The sequence below is a fragment of the Paenibacillus camerounensis genome (assembly GCF_000723885.1).
Taxonomy (GTDB): domain Bacteria; phylum Bacillota; class Bacilli; order Paenibacillales; family Paenibacillaceae; genus Paenibacillus_AQ; species Paenibacillus_AQ camerounensis.
In genome coordinates this window covers 1-20,660 of record NZ_CCDG010000025.1, presented here as the reverse complement: position 1 = coordinate 20,660, position 20,660 = coordinate 1, and the positions used below count along the sequence as shown (strand labels likewise).

Sequence of the window (20,660 nt, the reverse complement as noted above, 5' to 3'; positions counted from 1 at the left end):
ACCGGTACCCTTTATTGCGGGGTACCGGTGTTTCATATGTTCTATAGATTAAGGCGTATTGCTGCTGCCGGCATTATTGGCACCGCCAGCCGGCACTTCTTCACTGCCCGGCGGCTGCACGATAATCATTCCCGGATCCTCTTCCGTCCCGCCAGGCAGAATTCCGCCCTCCGGCGTTGCTTCTGCTCCAGGCAGTTCTTCCGGTGTAGGGGTTGGCTCCGGTGTAGGGACCGTGCCGCCGGCAATACTGCCTGAAGCTGTCTCATGCCCGGCGACATCTACAGCGGTCACATAGAAGGTGGCATTGACACTCTGCGGAGTACCCGGGGTAAAGACCGTGTTCTCTCCGGCAGAGATCACCGACTGCTTCTGGAATGCACCGCCGTTCAGGGAACGGTAGAGGCGGTAGCCCACTACATCAGAAGAGCTGCTTGGAGCAAAGCTGATAACCGCTTTGCCTGTACTGTACGACACACTGAGGCTACCCGGCGCTGCCGGAGCATTTCCGTCGTCTACACGCGGATCTACCTCAGTCGGGAAGTCGGTTTTGGCATCAGCCGGCATATAGTAGGCCAGAGATTCATGCTCCTTCATCCCGTCGAATGCGGCCAGCAGCTCCTTGATAAGATCCTGAATCGGCTTCTCCCGCTTGACGACAATCTTTTCTTTGAGGAAATCGTCCGGCGTGCCTTCCAGAGGCAGATAATTCACACCGCTGTAAGTAATATATTTGGCTTTGGAGATACCGTCATCACTGTCGGTAGGCACATATTTAGCATTGAACAGATCAGTGGTGAACTTGTCAGTCAGCTTCGTCGGCAGCTTGCCGCTGTAGGCAGAGACAGTCTTCTTGACAATCCCTTCAGGCTGGGCAAACTCCTTGGTCACAAACAGCTCCGGCTGCTTTTCAATTACGGCATTCAAAACCTTTGTCCAGAGCGTCTGCGCCTGGCGTTTCTGGGTATCGCCCTGAAGCGTATTAATCTGCTCCTTGTAGCCGACCCACATGCCAAGCGTCACGTCCGGCGTATAGCCCATGAACCAGACGTCCCCGTAATTCTGGGTAGAGCCTGTTTTACCGACGATCGGCACGTCCTTGAAGTGCTCGTAATTGTTTTTTACAGTGCTGGCTGTACCTTCTGTGATAACTGTACGCAGCATATCTGTCATCAGATAGGCGGTCTGCTCAGAGAATACCTGCTCCGGATTCACTTTATGCTGGTAAATGATTTTACCTTGGTAGTCCACGATCTTCTCGATCATATAGGCATCATTAAATGCACCATTATTGCCGATGGAAGCATAGGCATTGGTTAGTTCCTCGACGGACACACCATAACGCAAGCCGCCGATAACTCCGGTCTGTGCGCTGTAATCATTATCCTGAATTGTCGTGATTCCCAGCTTCTTGGTAAAAGCCCAGGATTCCTCGATGCCGACCTTATCGTTGAACAGCTTCAGTGCCGGCAGGTTAAGCGATTTGTTAAGCGCATAACGTGCCGTAACCAGTCCCTGATAGCGGTTATTGGCATTCTTGGGAATATGGAAGCCTTTGGAGCCGTCTTTCAGGATGATAGGCGCATCGTCCAGGATGCTGGCAGGCTGAATCAGTCCGCTGTCGAGCGCAGGCAGATAGGCGGCAATCGGCTTCATGGTAGACCCCGGCTGGCGTACCATTTGTGTAGCATAGTTCATCTGCTCGATATTGAAGTCGCGGCCTTCGATCATACCGAGAATTGCTCCGGTCTTGTTGTCGATCAGCATGCCGGCCGTCTGCTCTTTGCCTCTTGATTCACTGTCCTTCGTGAAATTGTCACTGTTCTCTGAAACGCTGTGCATGGCGCTGTACACTTTTTTGTCAATTGTTGTGTAGACGCGGTAGCCGCCTGTCATCAGCTGCTGGCGTGCTTCCTCTAGCAGCACAGTATCATTTCCGGAGACCGCGGTGCTCTCCGTGCCCTCGGTACCGTTCTTGCCCTCGTTGAGTGACAATAGGATAGCTGCAGCCTTGCGTTCCGTTTCCATCATCAGATATGGGAAGGTAGCATAGGCTTTCTTCGTATACGGAGCCAGTGAGGCCTTGATGTCAAACTGCAGGGCTTCATTGTACTGTGTGGTAGTAATCTTATTCTCTTCAAGCATCCGGCGCAGCACCAGCTTCTGGCGCTCCATAGCCCGGCCGAAGGCGGTTTCGTTAAACTCGCCGATACCACTAAAGGCGGAATACTTGGAGGGAAGCTGAGGGAGCCCGGCCAGATAAGCGGCTTGGGCGATATTAAGCTTATCAAGATCATCCAGCCCGAATATGCCTTTGGCTGCCGCCTTGATGCCAAATACATTGTAGCCGTTGGAGCCGTTACCAAACGGCACCTTGTTGAGATAGGCCGTTAGAATTTCGTTTTTGGACAAAAAACGCTCCAGCCGCAGCGACAGCAGAATTTCCTTGACCTTACGGTCCTCTGTACGGTCCAGGCTGAGGAACACGCGTCTGGCCAGCTGCTGGGTCAGTGTACTGCCTCCTGTCTGGACAGACTCGTTAAGCAGCTTCTGCTTGACGGCACGCAGGGTACCGCTGAAATCTATTCCTACATGGTCGTAGAAACTATTGTCCTCAATGGCGAGGACGGCATCAATTACCAGCTGCGGGATATCGTTAAATTCAATAAGCCGGCGGTCTTCCTCGGTGCGGAGCTGACCGATCGGCTGGCCGTCACGGAAATAAGCAAAGCCGGTGATGGCGTTCAGGCTGACTTGCTGCTGAATCAATTCTTCGGAGCGTACAGGATCTTCCTTCACTATGGAAGTGACGTAGCCTGCCACTGCGCCGCCGGCAAACAGAAGGCCCAGGATGCCAAGTATGAACATCCACTTTACGACTGAACCGAACCTGCGGAGCCAGGATCTGCGCGGGGGACGCTGTTTTGCGGTCTTCTTCTTTTTCTCCTCAACCATCGACGATAATCCTCCTTTTAACGGAACTATTATAGCACAATTTGCCGGTTTTGAATGCGCTTCTGGCGGAAAGTCGGTTTACGGCACGATTGACTTTCCAAAACCAGACGTGGTATAAAATAACTTAATTGGATATCAGAAAAGCATTGAAGGACATCAGTAGAAGGCAAGCCATGTGTTTCAGAGAGCCGGTGGGTGGTGCGAACCGGCAGCAGGCCCCTTTGAATTACAGTCCGGAGCTGTACGGAGGAACATCAGGTGTGTAAGCAGAGCCTGTCAGTAGTCCGGAACCGGGGCATCCCCGTTATAACAATGAAGTGAAGAATCTGTCGCCGTATACACTGCAGAGATTCTTAATTAGGGTGGTACCGCGAGTCTTTTGCTCGTCCCTTTAGGGATGAGTGAAAGGCTCTTTTTGCGTTGTGTACAAAAGTATTTATAAGGAGGATACGGGATGGAATGGGCAGAATTGACCCCTGCGCAGCAGCAGGAGGTGGAGCGCCAGCTGGAAACGGCAGTACGGGGGGCGGCAGAAATCATACCAGCGGAAGAATTGAGAAGGAAGCTGATGAAGTCAGTGACGGCAGGAGTACCATTGAATATCAAGCTTGGACTGGACCCGTCGGCGCCGGATATTCACATAGGACATACGGTTGTGCTGCACAAGCTGCGGCAGTTCCAGGAGTCCGGGCATCAGGTGCAGCTGATTATCGGGGACTTTACGGGCCGGATCGGCGACCCGACGGGTAAATCGGAGACACGCAGACAGCTTAGTGAGGAGGATGTCCAGCGTAATGCCGCAACCTACAGCAAGCAGATTTTCAAGATTCTGGACCCGCTCAAAACAAAGCTTCTCTACAATTCAGAATGGCTCAGCCCCATGGATTTTGCGGAGGTGGTCAATCTGGCAGCGAAAGTCACGGTAGCGCGGATGATGGAGCGTGATGACTTCACCAGACGCTTTCAGAGCGGGCAGGCCATCAGTGTCCATGAGTTCTTCTATCCGCTGATGCAGGGGATGGATTCTGTTGCGAACGGAACGGATATTGAAATTGGCGGAACAGACCAGAAGTTCAATATTCTGATGGGCCGTACACTGCAGAAAGAGTATGGTGCTGAGCCGCAGGCCGTTGTGCTGATGCCGCTGCTTGAAGGACTGGACGGAGTCAAGAAGATGAGTAAAAGCCTTGGTAATTACATAGGCATTGATGAAGCGCCAAACGATATATACGGAAAAACGATGTCCGTGCCCGATGAGCTGATGCTCAAATACTATGAAATGGCGACGGACCTCAGCAACGATGAGCTGGCTTCACTCAGGCAGGCCGTGGATGCAGGGACTTCCCACCCGCGGGATGTAAAAATGCGTCTTGCTCATACTCTAGTACGGCTGTACCACGGTGCAGAAGCCGCGGATGCCGCACAGCTGCATTTTATAACAGTCTTTCAGCAGCGTGCCCTGCCGGAGGATATCGCAACCTGCAGGGTTGCTGCCGAAGAGCTGGAGGACGGAGGGCTCAAGCTGGTCCGGCTGCTGGCAGTGACTGGTTTTGCTGAATCGAATAGCGGGGCCCGGCGTCTGATCGAGCAGGGGGCTGTTAAGCTTAACGGGGTGAAGCTGACGGATATAGGCGGATCGGTACAGCTGCAGGAGGGGGATATAATCCAGGTTGGCAAAAGAAAGCTCGCCAGGCTGAGTCTTGGTTAGGACAGTCCGCCTGCAAATTATATATTCCAGATGACGCAAAAAAGCCTCCGGGGAACCGGAGGCTTTGATGTATGAATCTTAACGGTTGTAGAACTCGACGATTTGCTTCTCGTCAACTTCTTGGGTCAGCTCAGCGCGTTCTGGCAAACGAACATATTTGCCTTCGAATGCTGCATCAGCATATTCCAGGTAAGCTGGAAGGTGATTGCGGTTTTCCAGAGCTTCCTTGATGGATTTCATGGAACGGCTTCTTTCACGAAGACCGATTACATCGCCTACGCTTACACGGTAAGAAGCGATATCGACTTTCTTGCCGTTTACGGTTACGTGGCCGTGGGATACCAGCTGACGTGCGCCTGCACGGGAGTTAGCAAATCCAAGACGGTAAACCAGGTTGTCCAGACGGCTTTCGAGCAGGAACATGAAGTTTTCGCCCGCAATACCCTGGATCTTCTGTGCTTTGGAGAACAATGTGCGGAATTGCTTCTCGCCCAGGCCGTACATGTGACGGAGTTTTTGTTTTTCCAAAAGCTGCATTCCGTAGTTACTTACTTTTCTGCGTTGGTTAGCGCCGTGCTGTCCTGGAGGGAAAGGGCGTTTCAGGTCTTTGCCTGTACCGCTAAGGGAAATGCCCAGACGGCGGCTGAGTTTGAATTTAGGTCCGGTGTAACGTGCCATGTTATAGTAGACTCCTTTATAATTGAAATTTCATGGTAGGGCCTATTTGTGCCGCAACCGTATTCGTGAAAGCGTGTATTTGGTTTCACTCTGTCAGGGAAGTTCAGCCGCTGCCCTGACAGTAACGGGATGCGTGAGGGTGACACAACGTTACGCCCAAGTAAGACTTATTATCAGTCTTGTTCAACAATAAATATTATATGAAAAGAACAGGTAAAGTCAAGCTCTTATTTAATAAGATTTTGTCTATCTTTGTCGTTAGTTCTTTGGTCCTAAAAAAAATCCCGGGTTTTAGGAAAATATAATGCATTACAGCCAGAAAGAGAGTAAAATATAGCTAATTAGATGTTATCGGATATTATTATTTTTAATTTGATGTAAAGGGGATCCAAGTTATGCCGGAACAGGAAGCATACGGTCAGAGAGACACACGTATGCTGTTGCAGGACACTATGCAAGCAAGCGGAGAGCCAGGTGATCCCGCCGCATGGCTAAGGGAGACGGATATTGTATCCTATGATTTCCCTTACGCAGGCCAGTTGCTTGCAGAGAGCTTCAGGGAATGGTGCGGGCTGGCTGTACTGCCGTTTGCCCGCTCTTGGCAATGGTGCGTACTGAATTCTAATGGTAAATGGGTCGACCCCACAGACACAGCTGGTGAACAGGGCAGCCAATGGACGAAAGAGTGGGAAGCGGCTGCTGCCGCAAGTCTGCGCACACGGGAAATCTCCGTGCTCAAGGCGGAGAACCCGGAGGGGAATTCCGGTCTCATACTGCTGATGATTCCTGTCTTCACCAGAAGCAAAGGTGAAATATTCGCCCTGCTGGGCTGTGTAATGCCGGAAGAACAATATATACAAGGCGGGCGGCATACCGCAGAAGCAATGGCGCTGCATTACCAGACCTGCTTTTACCGCAGGTTTGAATATGTGTTTGTGTCCGATCTGGCAGGGGTCCATCAGCATGCCGAGCGCGAAAGTAACCGGAGGTCGCTGCTGTTCCAGATTGTCCAGCGGATGCACGATAATATCGATGTCAATGCCGTACTGACAGAGGTCATTGACAGTATTTCGGCAATGTATCCGGGTGCGCGGCTGGAGCTGTTCATGTCGCAGGACCACCGCAGCACCCACCCGCAGGTGAAGCCGCTGCCGCTGTACTCGGATGCGGATAATGTCTGCGCCAAGGCCTTTAAGGACGGGCGTGTGGCGCTCCATGCCGGACGGGATACAAACTCTGTGGAAATCGGCTTGCCGCTTGGCGGGAAGCAGGGTGTGTACGGTGTGTTTCACATGATACTGGACAAGCCTGCTTTTCCCGATGTCGATCTGCGCTTCCTCACGATGGTGGCGGATACTGCAGGGACGGCCTTTGAGAACGCCAAGCTGTACGAGCGCTCCAATCAGCTGATCCGTGAACTGCGGATGATGAGTGAGCTGACCCAGCGGCTGAATCAGAGCCTGCGCCTGGGGGATATCTTTCAGTATGCCAATGAAGAGCTGCTGGAGATGTTTGATGCTGATTACTGCTGTATTCTGCACTTGAATGAAGAAAAAGGGGGGCTTGAAGCCATTGCCTGCAACTACCCTCCGCTGTGCGGGGAGATTATTGATACGGGCAAGGGATTGGGCGGGAAAGTGTATGGTACAGGGGAACCGCTTATTTTATCGGAGTACAGCAGTGCGGAAGGCTTCCATTCAAGGCTAATGTCAGCAACGCAGTCGCAATCGGCGATTGCAACACCGCTTAATGTGGGCGGCGAGATACGGGGAGCCATCATGCTGACCCACCGGGAGCCGCATTTCTTCTCTTATGACAGCTTCCGTCTGCTGCAGGCTATGGCCGGCCATATCGGGCTGGCTGTCGGCAATGCACGCCTGCATGCAGAGGTGCGTTATCTGGCGAACCGCGACAGTCTGACCGGTCTGTATGCCCGCCATTATCTCGACGAGGAGATTAAAGAGCGGCAGACCAAGGACTTCTGCGGATCGCTTGTTGTGGTCGATATCGACCAGTTCAAGATGGTTAACGACACCTACGGCCACCAGAAGGGCGACAAAATTCTAAAGCAGGTCAGTGAGATCGTGAAGTCTTCCATCCGCCAGGGTGATATTGCGGCAAGATGGGGCGGAGAGGAGCTGGCAGTCTATCTTCCGCAGCTTGGCGTCCAGCAGGCTCTATACGTGGCAGAACGGATCCGCAAACGGGTTATGGGTGAGACGGAGCCGCGTGTAACGGTATCCTGCGGGATTGCTGAATGGAGCTGGACAGATGACCGGGTGAGCGTCGAATCCCTTTTTTACAGGGCTGATATGGCACTGTACGAAGCAAAGAACAACGGCCGTAACCAGGTTATCATTGACAGTAAAAATACGGATATCAATGTAAAGAATCCTTAGGCGCAGGCTGAGAGGATTCTTTTTTTTGATTGCATGAAACATATGTATAAGCGCACGGGTAAAGGAGAACCTATACAGATTGAAATTGAAAATAACAAAAGGATGTCTTTCATATATGAAGATGATTAAAGCGGTTGTGTTAACAGCTATCTTGCTGCTCGGCGGCTGCAGTCATGGAGACGGCAGGCCGGCAGCGGAGGATCTCGATCTGGCTCTGGCCGGTATGGACGGCAGGGATGCTGTATCCTTTGAAGGTTCCGCTGCACTTCTCATTGCCGGCAAGCCGGTGGAGGAATCCGCGTTATATTACGGAGGCAAGCTGCAGGATCATAACCGGGTCAGTCTGTATTCCCTGCTGCCAGACGGGAAGGGAGGGCCGGAGGCTGCAGCAGAACAGAGGCTGCAGCAGCTTGAACAGAGCGCGGCGGCAGGCTCCGCCTATTATACCAGTCTGGTGAAAAAGGACGGAGAATGGAAGCCGCATCAGCCGGCCGTTCTGCAGGAAGGTGCGGGAACGCTCGCGGCGCTAAATCCTCTTCGCCAGCTGGAAGAGCTGCAGGAAAAGGATAAGGAGGTAACCGAGGAGGCGGGCTCCGCCGGAGGCAGCAGGGTTCTGCGGGTCAGGCTCAGCTCTGCAGCCGCCAAACAGCAGCTGGTGCAGCAGCTGGAGCGGGAAATGCAAGCCGTCCGCCCCGGGACTTCGGATGAGGGTTATGCCGCACAGCCGGCTGAGGTCAGGTCAGCGATGAATGATTTATGGCTGCGGAAGAGCGGGGAGCTTAAGCAGAAGCTGGACAAGGCTGAAGTGACGTCTGTCTATTTTTTGAAGGTGGACACAAGACGGAATTTGCCCAAGCGTTTAACCTGGACGCGTACTGTCCGTTATCCGGGAGCGTCCGGTGTTTCTGCCGAGGAGGCCTTTGTGACCAAGGTGGATTTTTACGGCTATCAATAAAAGGGTGAAGAATGACCTGACATAAAGCCTTGCGCTGGATAGAGGGCGTGCTACAATAGAACGGTATGCCAATTTTTATGTAAGAGGAAGGAAGAGAGCAGGATGAAGGATCCAAGAATTCAAAAGCTGGCGGCAAACCTGGTGGGTTATTCCGTAGACGTGCAGCCGGGCGAAAATGTGCTGGTCGAAATGATCGGCAGCGAAAGAGATTTGATCAAGGCGGTTGTGGAGGAGGTCGGTAAAGCCGGAGGCAACGCTTTTGTCCAGCTGACAGACCGTACCGTCCTGCGCAGTATGCTTAAATATGCAACCCCGGAAGGGATTAAGACCTGGGCTGAGATTGACCTGAACCGGATGAAGCAGATGGATTGCTATATCGGCATCCGTGCCGGCGAGAATGTCAACGATCTGGCTGATGTGCCGGAAGAAAATATGAAGCTCTACAACTCCCTGTATTCACATCCGGTACATAGCGAGCAGCGGGTTAAGCACACCAAGTGGGTAGTTCTCCGTTATCCTAACGCGAGCATGGCTCAGCTGGCCAACACCACTACCGAAGCTTTTGAAGATTTCTACTTTGAGGTATGTAACCTGGATTACGCCAAAATGGACAAAGCCCAGGATGCGCTTGCCGGTCTTATGCGGAAAACAGACAAGGTGCGGATCACAGGTCCCGGAACAGAGCTTTCCTTCTCCATCAAGGGAATCGGTGCAGAGAAATGCTCAGGCCAGAAAAATATTCCCGACGGCGAAGTTTACAGCGCTCCTGTCCGTGATTCCGTCAATGGTACAATCAGCTATAATGCAGCCACCCTGTATAACGGCATCACTTTTGAGAATGTGAAATTCCGCTTCGAAAACGGCAAAATTGTCGAGGCAACCAGCAATGATACCGCACGTCTTAACGAAATTCTTGACTCTGATGATGGTGCGCGCCATATCGGAGAATTTGCTATTGGCTTCAACCCGTATATTCTGCATCCGATGAAGGACATCCTGTTCGATGAAAAAATTGCAGGCAGCCTGCATTTCACACCGGGTCAGGCGTACGATGTGACCGATAACGGCAACCGTTCTTCAATTCACTGGGACCTCGTGCTGATTCAGCGTCCGGAATACGGCGGCGGCGAGATTTATTTTGACGATGTGCTGATCCGCAAGGACGGTATTTTTGTGATTCCGGAACTTACAGGTCTGAACCCGGAAAATCTGAAATAAAATGTAATCAAAAGAAAACATCTTGCGTGAGTAAGCGGATTCAAGGTATCATGGAATTGGTTACAAATGAACAAGCGTACTAAGTTTTTCTAATCAAGTTGCGGAGGGATTCCTATGTCCAGTACCAATGCGGCAATCGTGGATATTGCCCAAACGGCAAGCCAGTTCAACTCATCTATCGTCCTTCAGGCGGACAACAAGTACATTGACGTTAAGAGCATCCTCGGGTTGTTTACAACTCTGGTTTCCAGCCAAAGCTACGAACTTCATGTACACGGCACCGATGCCGAAGAAGCAAAAAAAGCGATGAGCGAAGTATTTTCCAAACATGGTCTGAATTTTACTGTTGTTGCTGAGTAATCGGGCAACCTCAAAGACGTCCTGCCGGGAACGGCGGGGCGTTTTTTTGTTTGCTGCAAACTGAATTCTTGTATTGGCTCTCAATTTCGACTAATATTAAATTAAATAGCATTAATAGCTGTAACTTTTGGACATGGGGGGGATAATGCATGACTTCATCGGATTTGCAGGAACAGCTTAATCTCAAAGCAATTACTCTTCTACACGAAGATGCCGATAAAATTCAGAAGCTCATCGAAGTGCAGATGGAGAATCTGGCGACTCGTTACTGCCCTCTCTATGAGGAAGTGCTGGATACCCAGATGTACGGCTTTTCAAGAGAGGTCGATTTTGCGGTCAGAGCAGGGCTTGTGCCTGAGTTCACGGGCAAGCAGGTACTGAGTGAGCTGGAACGCAATTTGGCTGTGCTGTACGAGGCGCTGAATAAGAAGGCGAGCGAACGCGAGAACTAAGCGGCCGCCTGTACTGATCATAAAAACGCACATGAGGGACTAAAGACCGCTCATGTGCGTTTTTTGTTGCGGTGAGAGAGTGGACAAATAAGTCTATACTAGATAGAAGGACACGCCCAGTATTAGATACACCGCCAGCAGCAGTAAGCCTTCATACCAGTTGGTTGCACCATCCTGGATAATAGACTTGGCTATAAACACAGAGACGGCGATCGCAACAATTTCTATGGTTGTAAAGACAATATCCATTGTATTACCCATGAAATAGCTGGCGAAGATCAGGACAGGCGCCACGAACAAGGCAATCTGCAGACTGCTGCCGACGGCGATCTCGACCGCTGCCCCCATCTTGTTCTTCATCGCCAGCATGATCGCCGCGCTGTGCTCGGCTGCATTACCGATGATCGCGACAAGGAAGGCGCCGACGAACAGCTCGCTGAAGCCGAAGCGCTCCGTCAGGGTCTCAAGGGTGCCTACGAGCCACTCGCTGACAAAAGCGACCATGACCGTTGCCAGAATCAGATAAAAGATGGACTTGCCCTTGGACCAGACAGGTGCATGCTCGTTAGGCAGTTCCTCAGCGGAGTCATCCGTTACATCAGCCAGATATTTTTTGTGTGTAATCATAGAGAAGACCAGCCAGGCCATATAAGCGGCAATCAGCAGTCCGGCCACAACGAGGCTGAGCACATCGGTGTCCCGCTCGGTGATGGAATGGGTGTTGAAGAACATGGCCGGCACAAACAGGGCGATGACCGCCACGATCATCAGTGAGCCGTTGAGCCCTGCGAGGGTAACATTGAAATTCTGGACTTTGAACTTCATTCCGCCTGCAAAAATGCTTAGGCCCAGTACCAGCAGCAGGTTGCCGATAATGGATCCGGTCAGGCTTGCCTTGACCATGTCGAACAGTCCTTCCTTTACGAGGAAAAAGGCGATGATCAGTTCAGCGGCATTTCCGAAGGTGGCATTAAGAAAGCCCCCCAGCCGCTGTCCGGCATAGTGGGCCACGCTTTCGGTTGCCCTGCCGAGAAAACCGGCCACAAAAACAACCGCAATCGCGGATAATACGAACTGCAGTGTGTGGTCCCAGTTCGCGTAGTGTCCGATCGCGCTTAAGATAAAGGTGATTATCAGCAGCGCCGGAGAAATCCATTTTTTCAAGGTAAACGCACCCCGGTTTCTGTATGTAGGTTAAATTCATATTCAATATACCCAACTTGATCCGGTGTGTAAACGGGTGATGCAGAAGTCATTTGCTTTTTAGCCTGTTTTCGAATTACAATAATTGATAATGAGTGTAGGGGGGATATGGCATGGCGGAACAGCTTCAACTTGAAATGGGAAACATACGGATATCGAATGACGTCGTCTCTAAAATTGCCGGTTTGGCAGCATTGGAGACTCCGGGCATAGCAGCCATGTCGGGCGGCTTGTCTGAAGGCTGGGCGAAACGCCTAAGCGGCAAGAATGTGCAGAAGGGTGTTACCGTTGAAGTCGGGCAGCTTGAAGCCGCAGTGGATCTGCGCATTATCGTACTGTACGAGACGCCGATCCATGAGGTCTGCCGGATGCTTCAGCAGAATGTACGCGAGGCTGTGGAGAGTATGACCGGTCTTCATATTGTGGAAGTGAATGTTAAGGTTGAAGGCGTTGCCTTCAAAAACGACGAAATTTCATAAGCGTAATCAAAAAGGCAGTCCGGAATTATTTCCGGACTGCCTTTTTATAGCTGGTGCGTACATCTGCCCGTTAGCGGCTGGCGCGTACCTGCCGTACGGTAGTGACTGATTTGGTGACCTCTTCTTTGACCGGGCGGTTCGTTTCGCGGGAGATGCTGAGCATAATGCCCATACAGAACATCGTAACGACCAGCGAGGAGCCGCCGTAACTGATAAAGGGCAGTGTAACCCCTGTAAGCGGGATCGTCTTGGTAACCCCGCCAATGTTGACAAAGGCCTGTATGGCAATCAGGCCCATGACCCCGACGCCGACGAGTGTACCAAAAGGATCGGTGCACCTGAGGGCTATCATGATTCCCCTCCAGATAAAGTACAGATAGACCAGCAGGAAGATGGCTGTGCCGATAAAGCCGAGCTCCTCGCCGATAACGGCGAAGATAAAGTCCGTATAAGGATAGGGCAGGTAATGAAGTTTTTGAATACTCTGTCCGAAGCCTGCCCCGCTGGTCCCGCCTTCTCCCAATGCCATCAGCGACTGGATCATGTTATAGCCTCCGTCCTGGGCATCCTGGAACGGGTCGAGAAAAGCTGAAATGCGGTCCATTTTGTAATTATTATCGGCAGCCACAGTAGCTGTCTGCGGTGACAGGGAGTCGATAGCAGTCTTGGCACCCATGACAATACCCACGCCGAGCACGAGCAGTGCGATCGAGGCGATAATATGCTTCATGCTGGCGCCGCCAGCATAAATGACAAGTCCGCTTGTTGCTACAAGGATAAGGCAGGAGCCCAAGTCCGGCTGCATCATGATAAGACCGGCGACAATACCTACGATTATCATTACCGGGATATAGCCTGTGCGTAAATCCCGCAGCCGCTCGCCCTTTTTGGTAATCAGTGCAGACAGATAGAGAATGATCGAGATTTTGGCCAGCTCCGTAGGCTGGATGCCGAGCCCGCCGATATTGAACCAGCTCTTAGCGCCGTTAGTGCGCTCAGCGAAGGCGACGAGAAGCAGCAGTACGAGCGTAAGTAAAAAGATCGGTGCATACCATTTCTTGAATTTGCTGTAGTGAATGTTCATCACAGTGAACATGACGACACTGCCCACCACTACCCATTGAATCTGTTTTTTAATGAAGTATAAAGGATCATTGCCGAATAATGAACTGGCCAGTGTCAGGCTGGAGCTGGAGCTGAACACCATGACGAGCCCGAATCCGACCAGGACCAGAGTCAGAATGAGCAGCTGGAAATCGGGTGTTCCTCTTTTAGGCAGACTGGCTTTTTGTTTGGGTTTTCCTTTTACGGTATTCAAGCTTCAAGCAGTCCTTTCAGCTCAAGGATGCGCTGTGCTGCGGTGTCGAGTACAGGCTGGGGGACCGGGGAGTCATACTCCAGGCCATGGGGAAAGGTGGCCTTGCCCAGGTAGACGGCTTCAATAGCCAGCACGGCATCGGGCTTCTCCAGCTTGCCTTCGACAGCGCGTGTGTTGACCCGCAGGAAGTATTCGCCGCCGCTCTGCCGGTCCTCGATCTTGCAGTCGTAAGTGGCGCGGGAGTACTCCCACTGCCAGCGGATAAACCCGGCCTTGGCCGCACTTTCATCCAGATACTGAAGATCGCTTTGCAGTCCTACGAGGCCAGTGTTCTCAAATATCATAGCGCACATATCCCCCTTATGAAGTATAATGATCATTTCGCTAGTGTCATTATAGATGTTCTACCTCATGATAGTATGTTTCCGGGGGTTGCGCAAGGTAAGCGGGGCTTAGCCGTACACAGTTTTTTGCGTTTCTGCTACAATGTAAAAATACGCGAGAAGGGAATGGAACCGTAATGGACAAAAGAGAGATTGACCGGCTGCTTCCGGAGATGGTGGAATGGCGCCGCCATTTGCACCGCCACCCGGAGCCGTCCTATCAGGAGAAGGAAACCTCGGCATTTGTAGCCGCGAAGCTGGAGTCCTTCGGTATCGAAGTGAAGCGCAGCAAGGCCGGCTACGGGCTGACCGGTGTTATAAAAGGCAGCCGGCCGGGGAAGACGGTAGTGCTGCGTGCGGATATGGATGCACTGCATATCACCGAGGAGAGCGGCAGCGAATATGCTTCGCAGAATCCGGGAATCATGCATGCCTGCGGGCATGACGGGCATACGGCGATGCTGCTTGGAGCTGCGGCCTATTACAGTGCCCGCCGGGAAGGGCTGCAGGGTGAGCTGCGCTTTCTGTTCCAGCCGGCGGAGGAGATCTGTCCGGGCGGAGCGAAGGATATGATTGCAGAAGGCGTGCTGGAAGGCGCCGATGCCGTCTACGGCCTGCATCTGTGGACACCGCTGCCGGTGGGTACCGTTGGGAGTGCACCGGGGCCGCTTATGGCCTCGGCGGACGAGTTCTTCATTGATATTACCGGCAAGGGCGGGCACGGCGGGATGCCGCACCGTACGGTGGACAGCATTGTTGCCGCAGCCGCGCTGGTTACGCAGCTGCAGACCATTGTCAGCCGGAGCGTTGATCCGCTGCAGCCTGCTGTTCTGAGCATCGGAACGATTCAGGGCGGGACAGCACAGAATATTATCGCGGAGCGCTGCCGGATAACGGGGACTGTGCGGGCTTTTGATGAGGAGACGCGTTATGCAATCCGCAGAAGAATCGAAGAGATGGCGGCAGCGGTAGCTGCGGTCTACGGGGCGGAAGCGCAGGTGGATTACCTGATGGGCTATCCGCCGCTGGTTAATGATGAGGCGGAATTCCGCCGGTTTTTCCGGGTTGCTCCCGAAGCGCTTGGAGATACGGCGCAGGTCATTCAGATGGAGAAGATTATGCCCGCTGAAGACTTTGCTTATTACGTCAAGGAGATTCCCGGCTGCTTTATCTTTGTAGGCGCCGGAAATGCGGACAAGAATGCCGTGTATCCGCATCATCACAGCAAGTTTGATTTTGACGAGGATGCCATGCTGCACGGTGCCACGCTGCTGGTGGCGCTCGCCGACTCCTGTTTGAATGAATAATTGCACTTAAGATGCATAATTAGCCAGGATTGGGGGAACCTACTTCCGTATATTACGGTGGACAGGAGGTTCCGACTTGAAGACAGTAAGAGAAGTGATGACAGAGCAGCCTGCAGCGGTTACGCTGCTGGATAATGTCTATGAGGTTGCCGTCAAAATGAGAGACTATGACACCGGGTTCATTCCGGTGATTGATTCAGAGCAAGGCAACAGGCTCATCGGTGTAATTACGGACCGGGACCTTGTGCTGAGAGGGTATGCGCAGAAGCATCCGGGCTCCACCGCTGTGGAGACTGTGATGAGCAAGCAGGTTGTTTCCGTTCTGCAGTCTGCGACTGTGGATGAAGCAGCTGAGCTTATGGCTTCCCGGCAGATCCGCCGCCTGCCGGTAACCCGCAACGGGCAGCTGATTGGCGTTGTGTCGCTGGGCGATCTGGCAGCAAAGGATCTTTTTGCGGACGAAGCCGGAGAGGCGCTGAGTGAGATATCCCAGCACCGGCTGCATTGAAAAAGTTACAGGAGGAGCTCATAGCCGCTGAATTGCGGGCATGGGCTTTTTCCTGTTGGGCCTGGGCCTGCAATCAGGCGCAACAGGCAGCTGATCCGTTATAAACAGACAGGAGGAGAGCAAATGAACGGAACAGGGGCATGTATAGCCCGTAAAGACAAGACTGTGCTGCTGGAATGCGGACACCCGGGATTCGGGGCTGCGGGAATGGAGCTTGCAGATTACGCCGAGCTTGTAAAAAGCCTCCCGGCCTATCACACCTACCGGATCACTCCGCTGTCATTGTGGAATGCCGCTGCCGGAGGGATGACGGCTCAAGAGATCATCACCAGTCTGCAGCGCCTGGCACGCTGGGGGGTTCCAGCCGGGCTGGAAGAAGAAATCCGCAAGCTGGTCATGCGGTACGGAAGACTTACGCTGCATGCTCACACAGCTGACAGCCGGCTGGTGGTGCTGCGCGCCGACAGTCCGGCGCTGCTTGATGAGCTGGAGGGTCTTTCCGGGCTGGACAGGCTGAAACTGAGCAGACCCGGAGCGCTGGAATTCGCTTGTCCGGCAGTCTCCCGAGGGCTATTGAAACAGGAGCTGACCCGGCTCGGTTACCCGGTGCTTGATTACGCTGGCTACCGTGAGGGTCAGGGACTGAGTCTTGCATGGATGAACGGGGAGCCGGAGGGTGACGGCGGAAATGCTGCCCCCTTCGGGCTGCGGGCATACCAGCAGGAAGCGGTCCGTTTATTTTACGGGACGGGCGGCAGCGGCGTTGTTGTTCTTCCTTGCGGGGCAGGCAAGACAGTGGTAGGGCTCGCTGCAATGGAGAAGCTGCAGTGTGAAACGCTGATCCTTACCTCCAATACAACCTCTGTGGGGCAATGGCGGGAGGAGCTGCTGCAGCGGACCACCCTGCAGAACGGGCAAATCGGGGAATACACGGGTGAACGCCAGGAGGTCCGGCCTGTTACGCTGACAACCTATCAAATGCTGACACACCGGCGGTCAAAGGAAGATGAGTTTATCCACATGGATTTGTTCAATGAGCGGAACTGGGGGCTGATTATCTATGACGAGGTTCATCTGCTCCCGGCACCGGTCTTCCGGGCTACCGCCGATATCCAGGCGACGCGGCGCCTGGGGCTGACTGCAACGCTAATCCGTGAGGACGGCCGTGAGGGGGATGTCTTCTCGCTGATCGGGCCGCGCTGCTATGAGCTGCCCTGGAGATCGCTGGAAAGGCAGGGCTGGCTCGCCGCTGTGGAATGCGTGGAGCTGGTCGTGCCGATGGATAACACACTGCGCAGCAAATATCTGTATGCCGGGGGCAAAGAGCAGTTCCGGCTGGCTGCCGGTAATCCTTCCAAGGCAGAGGCGGCGGCAAAGATTATTCAGGAGCACAACGGGGCAAAGGTGCTGGTAATCGGCCAATACCTGGATCAGTTGGAGGCGCTGGCTGGCTGCCTGAATGCACCGCTAATCACCGGAAAAACACCGCAGCGTGAGCGTAATGCGCTCTATGAAGCCTTCAATGAGGGGGAGCTAAAGGTGCTGGTGGTATCCAAGGTGGCCAACTTTGCCGTCAATCTGCCGGATGCTTCCGTTGCCATTGAAGTATCGGGCGCATACGGCTCCCGGCAGGAGGAGGCGCAGCGGCTGGGGCGGATTCTCCGGCCCAAGCTGGGGGAGAACAGGGCGTATTTCTATACGCTTGTCACCGGAGACAGCCGTGAACAGGAGTTTGCCCTGCGCCGGCGCCTGTTCCTGACGGAGCAGGGCTATGAATATGCGGTCAGGACAGCCGGTCCGCCGGAGGAGGCTTGGCAGTGATGAACAAGCTTAGTCCTTATTCCATTGAGGTGCTGCGGCGTATCTGCGCGGCATATGCGGACAGGGCGTTTCCCGTCGAGAAGGCGGAACAGCTGCGGCCCAAAGCGCTTTGCCGTGCAGAGCTTCAACTGGTTGTACAGGAGCTGCGCCGGGCCGGGCTGCTGGAGCTGCGCCAGAGAATCTGGGGCGAGCAGCTGTACCAGATTCCCCCGCAGCAGCTGGCAGCTATACAGCGGGAATGCTTCAGCTTCCGGCCAGAACCGCTATTTGGCAGCAGCGTAGCGGTAACAGGGCCGGCTGAGGCCGGACTGGCTGCACAACTGTTTCGCGCGCTGGTATTTATGCGGGAGGAAGGGCTTCCGTTAACAGCCAAAGGAGGCATTCACAAAAAGCATGCGGGCAGACTGGCAGGCCTAATGCCGGTGCAGGATAAGCATCTGTACTGCCTCGTCCCGAAAGCATCTGCAGATGAGACGGGTTCGATTAAGGTTACTGTGCTGCTGGATATAATGCTTGCGCTGGGTCTGGCAGAACGCGGGGAGACGGCTTACCGGCTGGCAGAAGAAAGGGTGAAGAGCTGGCTAGACCATAGCGAACTGCAGATGACAGGAATTCTGTACAATATGATTCTCGGCCGTTACGCTGCTGCTGAGCCGGCGCAGCAGCATTTCCGGTATCTGTTCACTTCCGGTGCTCTCATGCGGGGCAACTGGTATGTTCTGGGTGATATACTGGAATTATTGCAGCAGTCGGGCCTGTCCGCAGGTAAGAATGCCGAATCAATGAAGCCGGGCTGTCTGGCCTGGCTTCATTGCATGGCCGGCTTCGGCTGGTGTGAAACGGGAACGGCTGATAGCGGAGAAGACTGCTTCCGCTGGATGATGGACAAGCCGGTGCTGCCGGCCTGGCAGCAGGACACGGATGCAAGTCACAGTGCCGCCGCAGATTTGCCCGAAGACGGGTGTGACACCGGCAGAGCCGGGGGCGGCTTTATTGTGCAGCCGGATTTGGAGGTGCTGGTTCCGCCGGATGTCTCCTACAGGCTGCGCTGGGGGCTCGCAGGCTGCGCTGAGCTGCTGAGCACCGATGACGGGCTGTGGAGCTTCCGGCTAAGCCGCGGGAAGCTGGAGGCGGCGGCTGAACGGGGCTTGCCGCCGGAAGCAGTGACATGCTGGCTTGCCGGCCATGCCGCAGGCGGGCTGCCTGATCAGGCCAGGCAGTCTCTTGTCCAGTGGTCACGCACCATTGGCCGGACCTCTTGGTCAGAGGTTCTGCTGTTAACCTGCCGGAGTGATAGAGATGCTGAAGACATTGCCGCACATCCGCGGCTGGGGGACAGCCTGACCCGGATCGGGCCGCTGCATTTCATTGTGCAGCAAGGCAGCGCGGATCTGGTGCGCAGGGAGCTGGCTGCAGCGGGGCTGGCGCCGCCCAGGCTGTCCGGCGGAAGCATGCCGGGAGTTGCACCGCAGCCGTTTGAGCTTCCGGATGATGACGTGCAGGCTCAGAGTAAGGCCTACGAGCTTCCAGCACTGGAAATGACGCCAGGCCTGCTTGGCAACACCGCTGTGCTAAGGACCGTGCCCCTAGCAGCTGCTGAAGCAGTTGAAGCGCTGCTCCCCGGGGCAGACGGTGTACCGCAGATGTGGCTGCGGGAATTGAGGGAATACCATATCACTACGGCGCAAAAGGTAATGGAGCAGGCTTACCGCTGGGGTATTAAGGTCCGCTTATCAGTAGAGGGGCAAAACTGTGATTTCATCCCGGAGCAGCTGCGCGGTAATCCGTGGAGGGCAGCCGGCTGGCTGATGCCTGCCGGAACTAACCAGTATGAGGCAGCGGAGCTGGCACCGGGCGACTGGAAGGAAATGAAGCTGCTTCTTCCGGAACAGCACAGAAATTCCTCTTCTGCTTAGGTCACCGGTTATGTTATGATAGGGAAGTCTACATTTTGCTGTAGAATATTAGTATAGAAGAGAGTTGAAGTTCATGAGCGTAGCGGAATTAAATACGGTTGATATGGCCGAAGTGCTGACATACGCCTATGAATTAGGCGACATGATTAATCAATCCGCCGAAGTGTCGGATTATTTATACTGGAAGGGGCGCGTCAGCGCCAATCCGGAAATTCAGATTATAGTCAGACGGCTGCAGAGCAAGAAGGAGCTGTTCGAAGAGACACAGCGGTTCGGGCATTTTCATCCTAACTACCATATGGCCAAGGATGAAGTAACAGCAGTAGAGATGGAGCTTGAGCAGTTCGAGGAGGTCGCCCGCTTCAAGCAGGCGGAGGCGACGCTGGACGATATTTTGCATTCCATGTCTGAAGCGATTGCATTCTCGGTATCGGAGAGCATCAAGGTTCCGAGTAATGACCCGTCGCCAAAGGGCGGCTGCGGCAGCGGCGGCAAATGCTCCTGCGGATAAGGTGCCGCTTGCAGGGGAGAGAACGAAAGGGCGGATGAGCTTATGTTTGCAGAACGGACAGGATATATCGTATGGGTCAGCGATGTCAAAGCGGCACGCAACCTGGAGAAATACGGAACACTGCATTATGTATCGCGCAGGATGCATTATGCGGTAATGTACGTCAATGCGGAACGTGCCGAAGAAGTAATGAAGAACGTCCGCAGGCTCTCCTATGTGCGTAAGATTGAAAGATCCTACCGCAATGAGCTAAAGACGGAATATACCAGTAACGGGCAGGACAAGTCCCGTTATTACGGATTGTAGAATCAATAGCAGAATTGAAGCAGGCGCTCAGGCGCCTGTTTTTTTTGTTATAAAGGAAATTATACAATGAAAAAAATGTGAATAACTCCGATGAAAAATAAAGGAGAGGTGGACGTGAAGAATCAGGAGACAGGGAAGAAACGACCTGATATCAACCCCCACATTGTATTCGTTTTTTCGCATACA

At 53.5% G+C, this 20,660-nt stretch carries 18 protein-coding genes and 1 other annotated feature; of the genes, 13 read left to right on the top strand and 5 right to left on the bottom strand.

The features are described from left to right. Positions 1-48 precede the first annotated feature (48 nt). Entirely contained in the window at positions 49-2,952 is a 2,904-nt protein-coding gene (locus BN3772_RS10750) for a transglycosylase domain-containing protein (protein ID WP_086074509.1), read from the bottom strand. Between the two features lie 137 nt (positions 2,953-3,089). After that, positions 3,090-3,346: a binding site (T-box leader), on the top strand. A 60-nt stretch (positions 3,347-3,406) separates the two neighbouring features. On the opposite strand from BN3772_RS10750, the gene tyrS reads away from it, so the two are divergent. Then, on the top strand, positions 3,407-4,660 hold the full coding sequence (gene tyrS, locus BN3772_RS10745) for a tyrosine--tRNA ligase (protein ID WP_042199355.1): 1,254 nt from the start codon (positions 3,407-3,409) through the stop codon (positions 4,658-4,660). Positions 4,661-4,738: 78 nt separating this feature from the next. On the opposite strand, the gene rpsD is transcribed toward tyrS, so the two are convergent. After that, complete coding sequence (gene rpsD, locus BN3772_RS10740; protein WP_042199353.1) at positions 4,739-5,338, bottom strand: 30S ribosomal protein S4; 600 nt, start codon at positions 5,336-5,338, stop codon at positions 4,739-4,741. Positions 5,339-5,733: 395 nt separating this feature from the next. On the opposite strand from rpsD, the gene BN3772_RS10735 reads away from it, so the two are divergent. The 5 genes from BN3772_RS10735 (at position 5,734) to BN3772_RS10715 (ending at position 10,722) form a co-directional block, all read left to right on the top strand. After that, positions 5,734-7,737, top strand: coding sequence for a sensor domain-containing diguanylate cyclase (locus BN3772_RS10735; RefSeq protein WP_086074508.1), 2,004 nt, complete (start codon positions 5,734-5,736; stop codon positions 7,735-7,737). Between the two features lie 115 nt (positions 7,738-7,852). Then, entirely contained in the window at positions 7,853-8,692 is an 840-nt protein-coding gene (locus BN3772_RS10730) for a hypothetical protein (protein WP_042199352.1), read from the top strand. Between the two features lie 102 nt (positions 8,693-8,794). Beyond that, positions 8,795-9,910: an aminopeptidase gene (locus tag BN3772_RS10725; protein WP_042175868.1), complete on the top strand. Its 1,116-nt coding sequence runs from the start codon at positions 8,795-8,797 to the stop codon at positions 9,908-9,910. A gap of 114 nt (positions 9,911-10,024) precedes the next feature. Next, positions 10,025-10,270: an HPr family phosphocarrier protein gene (locus BN3772_RS10720; RefSeq protein ID WP_042175870.1), complete on the top strand. Its 246-nt coding sequence runs from the start codon at positions 10,025-10,027 to the stop codon at positions 10,268-10,270. Positions 10,271-10,419: 149 nt separating this feature from the next. After that, entirely contained in the window at positions 10,420-10,722 is a 303-nt protein-coding gene (locus BN3772_RS10715; RefSeq protein WP_042199350.1) for an Fpa/YlaN family protein, read from the top strand. A 93-nt stretch (positions 10,723-10,815) separates the two neighbouring features. Here the strand turns inward: BN3772_RS10715 and cax are convergent, their stop codons facing one another. Further along, positions 10,816-11,886 carry a calcium/proton exchanger gene (gene cax / locus BN3772_RS10710; RefSeq protein WP_042199348.1) on the bottom strand — a complete coding sequence of 357 codons (1,071 nt, stop codon included), beginning with the start codon at positions 11,884-11,886 and terminating at the stop codon, positions 10,816-10,818. Positions 11,887-12,038: 152 nt separating this feature from the next. Here cax and BN3772_RS10705 point away from each other — a divergent pair, with 152 nt between their 5' ends. Beyond that, positions 12,039-12,404 carry an Asp23/Gls24 family envelope stress response protein gene (locus BN3772_RS10705; protein ID WP_019911482.1) on the top strand — a complete coding sequence of 122 codons (366 nt, stop codon included), beginning with the start codon at positions 12,039-12,041 and terminating at the stop codon, positions 12,402-12,404. A gap of 70 nt (positions 12,405-12,474) precedes the next feature. On the opposite strand, the gene ftsW is transcribed toward BN3772_RS10705, so the two are convergent. Both ftsW and BN3772_RS10695 read right to left on the bottom strand, forming a co-directional pair. Further along, entirely contained in the window at positions 12,475-13,722 is a 1,248-nt protein-coding gene (gene ftsW / locus BN3772_RS10700) for a putative lipid II flippase FtsW (protein ID WP_086074507.1), read from the bottom strand. Further along, a complete protein-coding gene (locus tag BN3772_RS10695; protein WP_042175880.1) occupies positions 13,719-14,066 on the bottom strand; it encodes a YugN family protein in 348 nt (115 codons plus the stop codon). The genes ftsW and BN3772_RS10695 overlap by 4 nt, the downstream gene beginning before the upstream one ends. Positions 14,067-14,242: 176 nt before the next feature. Here BN3772_RS10695 and BN3772_RS10690 point away from each other — a divergent pair, with 176 nt between their 5' ends. The 6 genes from BN3772_RS10690 to BN3772_RS10665 all read left to right on the top strand — a co-directional run bounded on the left by BN3772_RS10690 (position 14,243) and on the right by BN3772_RS10665 (position 20,474). Further along, positions 14,243-15,412, top strand: coding sequence for an amidohydrolase (locus BN3772_RS10690; protein ID WP_042199346.1), 1,170 nt, complete (start codon positions 14,243-14,245; stop codon positions 15,410-15,412). A gap of 76 nt (positions 15,413-15,488) precedes the next feature. Continuing rightward, a complete protein-coding gene (locus tag BN3772_RS10685; RefSeq protein WP_042199345.1) occupies positions 15,489-15,920 on the top strand; it encodes a CBS domain-containing protein in 432 nt (143 codons plus the stop codon). A 123-nt stretch (positions 15,921-16,043) separates the two neighbouring features. Beyond that, the gene (locus BN3772_RS10680) at positions 16,044-17,741 is read left to right on the top strand and encodes a DNA repair helicase XPB (protein WP_042199343.1); all 1,698 of its coding nucleotides are present in this window, start codon (positions 16,044-16,046) and stop codon (positions 17,739-17,741) included. Beyond that, positions 17,741-19,657 carry a helicase-associated domain-containing protein gene (locus BN3772_RS10675; RefSeq protein WP_042199342.1) on the top strand — a complete coding sequence of 639 codons (1,917 nt, stop codon included), beginning with the start codon at positions 17,741-17,743 and terminating at the stop codon, positions 19,655-19,657. Before BN3772_RS10680 ends, BN3772_RS10675 begins: the two co-directional genes overlap by 1 nt. Before the next feature lie 73 nt (positions 19,658-19,730). Continuing rightward, positions 19,731-20,168, top strand: a complete 438-nt coding sequence (locus BN3772_RS10670) for a YlbF/YmcA family competence regulator (RefSeq protein WP_042175891.1) — start codon at positions 19,731-19,733, stop codon at positions 20,166-20,168. A gap of 42 nt (positions 20,169-20,210) precedes the next feature. Then, entirely contained in the window at positions 20,211-20,474 is a 264-nt protein-coding gene (locus BN3772_RS10665) for a YlbG family protein (protein WP_039872590.1), read from the top strand. Positions 20,475-20,660 lie beyond the last annotated feature (186 nt).